Raw genomic sequence first — 5,185 nt, forward strand, 5'->3', positions numbered from 1 at the left:
AAATCGGTTCGCTCATGGCTGTTACTGTACCACACCGTGGCGTGAAAGTGCTGTATGGGTTCAGCCAAAAATTGTCGATGGATTCAACAATTAATCCAGGGGTTCAAACACCTGAATTCCCACACTCTACTTTTGCCCCACTACTGATCTATCAATATCAATTTACCCCACTGCCAAAGGATTTAACCAGCGCAGAATCTCCAAATTCAGTCGATTTAAATCCCGATAAACCCCTTGCTTCATCCACTGACCGATCGCATCGAATGGTGTAAAGGAATCTCCCGTTTTCCAATTGACATCTTGTCCCAACGGTGTTAAGTGATTTCCCGGTAGCATTTGTAGCACAACCATATTCGGAAATCGTTGTTGCAGCACAGGGGATAAAATTGCCGTTTGGTCAATCTCGTCCTTGATAAATTTAATCAGTAAATTGCGGCGGATGGCGTATTGCTGGGCAATCAGTTCGTTAGTTTGTTGGGGTGAGGGGGTAAATTCAACGTCAAAGGCTGGCTTGATATTCAACTGCTTGAGGAACGTCAACTGATCCAGCATATTGAACTGTTCCAGAAACGGAATCGCTTGTTTTGCTGGATAATTGTTGAAGGAAATCAAAATATTACCCGCCCGTTCCACGGAAAACAGACTACCAATCAGCAGATGCAGTTTGCACCCCATGCTATGTCCGACACCGTAGATCGGTAAATACTGTTTCCTGAGTAGTCTTGTGGCTTTGAGGCGATCGAGGGTCGTCTCAAAACGGTTGAGGACTTCGCGGGCGATCGCAACGTGATCTAAGGTATTGAGAAACGGCGTCGCCACAACCAAATAACCCTGACGCCCTAATTGCTCAAGTAGCCAACGGTAGGTGACTTGGGGTGCAGCTGCAATAAACGCCCCACCCAAAAAATGCACGATGCCAACGGGACGAGACGGAATTAAAACCCAGCTACCAGATAGTTCTTGCCAGTCCATAGAAAGAGAGGGAAGTTCTTATATTTTTATATTTTGACGTACTCTTGGCGAGGTGGCGCTGCACATACCATGTCCGGCTGAATACCTATCCCAGTTGCGTTCTAACGTGTCATGAGACAGCGTTGCCAAGAATCTCAGCGATATCATTGAGTTTGATTTATATATTTAATCAGAAATTGCTATCGAATAACAATTCCATAATTAGATCAGGTCTGTACACTGTTAGATAAGCTTTTTGTCCCTGATTAGGCATATCCCTTAGCAATCATGATTAAATCCAAACTATTTTTCACAAGTCTCCTTTCTACCGTAACCGTTACAGGTAGCCTATTGCTGGCAACGATTAGCCCCACTCAAGCCCTCCCCTGTGGGTTTGGCAAAAAGGGTGTTTCCTCAAATGCTTCTGGAGAATCTCCTAGTCTCGTTAGCGATAAAATCAACTTCTACAAAAAATTCGGCATTGCTGGTGTTGGTATCGCCGCCGTAGCCGGAGGGTTAGTCGCTGTGAAAAAATTCAAAGCCGATCATAACCAACCCACTGAGACGATTATCACAGAGACACCCTCATCCGAAGTCTTTGAACCCTATAACTTTGCTATCCCTGTTCCTCCAGAAGCGTTAGCTGCTTCAACTCCTGAAGCCGAAGAGTCTGATCAGGATCTGACCTCCGTAAGCTAAATGAAGCTCCTCCACCTGCTGCCGCGAGGTGGAGGTGTAGAGATGCTAACTTGGGAACGACAGGGTTCCACAAGTCACACAAACAAGCCCAGCTTCGAGGCAAGCGTCCAGAGTTTTTACTGGAGAGCTTCTTGTTGTCCTTTCGGCGAACAAGCTTAAGAATTCCTCTGGCGGCAATGTTCATACTGCCATTCAGGTCGCAGTTGTACCGCTTGCCAGAGGAGAATTTAGCTAGAGCATAATTTTTAGCATCACGCTGCACAGTTCCAGAGCCGTCATACGCCAACTTAGAGGTGTAGGCGGCGATTACCTCAATTACCTTGCCGCCAGCCTCAGCCCACTTCATTTCGGTGTAGTCCCGAATCATCGACTTGAGCCATCCGTGGAAACGTTGCCTCAATATTGAGCGCTTCCGTCCACCTTTGGGCTTCCATCCTTTGAGATGCTCAAATACGATTGCTTGACTGTTGAACTGTTTCAACTGGCTGAATGTTAGCTAAGGTGGGCAAGAGCGATAGACTGATTAACTCGGTTCATCAGCCTTGCTCACCCTAGAGTTTCCTTAGAAGTATGACTCACCTCCCAGATAGATATGACTGGTTAATCGCACTAGAGAAATAAGGCAAAATTTGCGCGAGTTGATACCCTAGAGGTGTTGACCAACTCCAAGGAAAATAAATATGGCACAAGCGAAAGTGGGTGATACCGTCAAAATTCACTACACCGGTAAATTAAAGGACGGTACGGTCTTTGATTCTTCCCTGAGTCGCGAACCGATAGAATTCACCATTGATGCTGGACAGGTCATTCCAGGTTTCGAGCAAGCCGTTGTGGGTATGACGCCTGGGGATTCCAAAACCGAAATGATTCCCATGGATAAAGCTTACGGTCCCCATCGTTCCGAAATGGTACTGGAGGTGACACGAGACAAAATGCCCCCAGACTTGAATCCTGAAATCGGTCAGCAATTACAAATTCAACAACCTAACGGGCGAGTTATTCCAGTGGTGATTACCGATGTCACCGACTCGAATGTGAGATTAGATGCCAATCATCCTCTAGCAGGACAAGACTTAACCTTTGATATTGAGTTAGTGGACATTTCTTGATCCAGGATTGTCTCAAACAAGAGAGGGAGGAGAGAGTGCCTTGGAAATTGATCAGCACAACTGATGCGGCACTCTCTCTTTCTGCTAATAGGTAAGTCGCTATCATAGGATTTAGCTGAGAACCCTACATTCCCCCCACACTAAAACTCGTCATTTCCCAAATTGCCCCACGTCGCTGCAAATCAAACTGGTTGTTTTCAGAGAGTCCCTCATTCTCTCCAAATCGAGCGTTCTCTACGTGGGTAATCTTCAGATCAACTTCCGTGAGATTGGTATTACTCAGATTGCTATAGCTTAAGTTTGCCCGATTCAAAGTAGCCTGAGTCAGATTAGCACCACTCAGATTAACACCAAACAGATCAGCACCACTGAGGTTAACCCGACTGAGATTGCTTCCTCTCAAATCAGCACCGCTGAGATTAGCGCCACTTAAGTTGGTATCGCTTAAGTCAGCACCAATTAAAAAAGCACCACTCAGATCAGCACCCACCATAATGGCTTCCGTTAGGATAGCTCCAAATAAGTTCGCACTACTTAAGTTAGCTCGGCTGAGATTAACTTGAGTGAGATTAACTCGGCTGAGATTAACATCCGCTAAGTCAGCATCCATAAGATTTGCCTCAATCAAAGTCGCACCTCTGAGATCGGCATGCATCAAGAAAGTGCGGCTCAGGTTAGCTGAATTTAAATTTACACCGCTTAAGTTAGCCTGTTTCAGGTTAGCGCCACTGAGGTTGACTCGGCTGAGATCCGTGTTGCTTAAATCGGCGTCAATCAGTTGAGTACCCCTGAGATCAGCACCACTCAAATCAGCACCAATCAAGTCAGCACCGTTAAGATCAGCACCCATGAGATTGATCTTCTTGAGATTAGCACCCTGAAAATTCCGTTCCCTGGCTAGATAACGCCGCAGGAGTTCGTTAGTATCCATAATGTTTGGGGAAAACTGGAGTTGTACTATCAATTTCCCAATGATTTCCCCAAGCATTGTGATGGGTGCTACCCCTCACCCCCACTAGAGCAAAATGTGGTAATAGTTACTCAATCAGGCAAAAATTCATCAAATCTTTACACGCTTTTCATCATAGCTAAACATAAAAAGCCGTTCGGGGGTGCAAACTAGGTAAGTAAGGGAGCTTAAACGCATTCCAACGTGGTCGTTATTCTCCTGTTTAGTGTTTAGGTTGTTTGGGAATCCCCTAGCGGTGTCTTCGAGGCTCACCTAGGGGTTTTTTTTTGGGGAGATTTTATCGCTGTTGCCATGGTGGCAAGGTATTCACCAGGCGATCACAGTCCTTGATTTCCGACTATGCCACGGTAGGGGAAACTAAAAAAGCCTTACCATTCGACTGGGAATACCGCAAGTAGAGCCTTATGCATTGAGTTCCGTTAATATTTATTAAGGATGCAAGTCATCCTGTTTCTCGAAGAAAGTCACTCAGGTTGTGCCTCTTATACTCCGAGCAGGAGAGAGGTTTGGAGAGATGTTTTCCAGATCCCGACCAAAAGTAAGCTTATACTCTTCTGCTTTTGGTCAAAATCCGCCCAACCCAACATTTTGTTTCGTTCATGAATGGTAACTCAATCCCAAACGACCAACCCGGGTGGTCACTCGATGAACGTGATCCCCAAACCATCCAATCTTTCATGCCCTTATGGGGATGGTTTTACCACTACTACTTTCGGGTGAAAACCGATGGCTGGCATCACATTCCCGATGAGGATAACGCCTTATTTGTGGGGTCTCACAATGGCGGACTCGTCGCACCGGATATGATCATGGTCATGTATGACTGGTTTCGGCATTTTGGTACCGAACGTCCGGTTTATGGTCTGATGCACCCCAATGGCTGGAAAATTGACCCAAACACGGCACGACTAGCGGCTAAGACGGGGGCAATCAGGACTCATCCCAAAATGGCGATCGCGGCTTTGCGTCGAGGTGCTAGTGTCCTCGTCTACCCTGGGGGGGCACAGGATGTCTTTCGTCCCCATACCATGCGGAATAAAATCCATTTGGCGGGCCGTCAAGGGTTTATTAAGCTGGCATTACGGGAAGGTGTGCCGATTATACCCGTTATTTCTCACGGCGCTCATGATACATTGATTGTCTTGGCTGATTTTTACGACCAGGTTCGACAACTGCATGATTGGGGACTTTTCCCTTGGTTATTTGGTCTTGATCCGGAAGTTTTTCCAGTTTATTTAGGTTTACCGTGGGGATTGGCGATTGGACCGCTACCCAATATTCCCTTGCCTGTCCAGATTTACACTCGTGTTTGTGCGCCGATTGTCTTTGAATGGTATGGTCGTGATGCAGCTAGCGATCGCGAATATGTCAATGCTTGCTATGAAAAAGTCTGTACTCAGATGCAATGGGAACTGGACTGTTTAGTTAACTTGGCGAGGGGGTTTGGGGGAGCTAT

At 46.3% G+C, this 5,185-nt stretch carries 5 protein-coding genes and 1 pseudogene; 3 read left to right on the plus strand and 3 right to left on the minus strand.

Annotated features, from left to right (window positions below; genetic code table 11):
• Positions 1-162: 162 nt before the first annotated feature.
• Complete coding sequence (locus tag ACLFWI_RS26365) at positions 163-972, minus strand: DUF1350 family protein (RefSeq protein WP_446415387.1); 810 nt, start codon at positions 970-972, stop codon at positions 163-165.
• Between the two features lie 267 nt (positions 973-1,239).
• On the opposite strand from ACLFWI_RS26365, the gene ACLFWI_RS26370 reads away from it, so the two are divergent.
• Positions 1,240-1,650 (plus strand): hypothetical protein, encoded by a 411-nt coding sequence (locus ACLFWI_RS26370; protein WP_446415388.1) that lies wholly within the window; start codon positions 1,240-1,242, stop codon positions 1,648-1,650.
• A 52-nt stretch (positions 1,651-1,702) separates the two neighbouring features.
• On the opposite strand, the pseudogene ACLFWI_RS26375 reads toward ACLFWI_RS26370, so the two are convergent.
• Positions 1,703-2,125: pseudogene (locus tag ACLFWI_RS26375) on the minus strand (zinc ribbon domain-containing protein); the annotation flags it as partial.
• Between the two features lie 205 nt (positions 2,126-2,330).
• On the opposite strand from ACLFWI_RS26375, the gene ACLFWI_RS26380 reads away from it, so the two are divergent.
• Positions 2,331-2,759 carry an FKBP-type peptidyl-prolyl cis-trans isomerase gene (locus ACLFWI_RS26380; protein WP_006098302.1) on the plus strand — a complete coding sequence of 143 codons (429 nt, stop codon included), beginning with the start codon at positions 2,331-2,333 and terminating at the stop codon, positions 2,757-2,759.
• A 124-nt stretch (positions 2,760-2,883) separates the two neighbouring features.
• On the opposite strand, the gene ACLFWI_RS26385 is transcribed toward ACLFWI_RS26380, so the two are convergent.
• On the minus strand, positions 2,884-3,690 hold the full coding sequence (locus ACLFWI_RS26385; RefSeq protein WP_446415389.1) for a pentapeptide repeat-containing protein: 807 nt from the start codon (positions 3,688-3,690) through the stop codon (positions 2,884-2,886).
• Positions 3,691-4,328: 638 nt separating this feature from the next.
• Between ACLFWI_RS26385 and ACLFWI_RS26390 the strand changes: the two genes are divergently transcribed.
• A partial coding sequence (locus ACLFWI_RS26390) for a lysophospholipid acyltransferase family protein (RefSeq protein WP_446415390.1) occupies positions 4,329-5,185 on the plus strand: 857 nt, incomplete at its 3' end.

Source organism: Coleofasciculus sp., assembly GCF_046539235.1.
In the GTDB taxonomy this organism is placed as follows: domain Bacteria; phylum Cyanobacteriota; class Cyanobacteriia; order Cyanobacteriales; family Coleofasciculaceae; genus Coleofasciculus.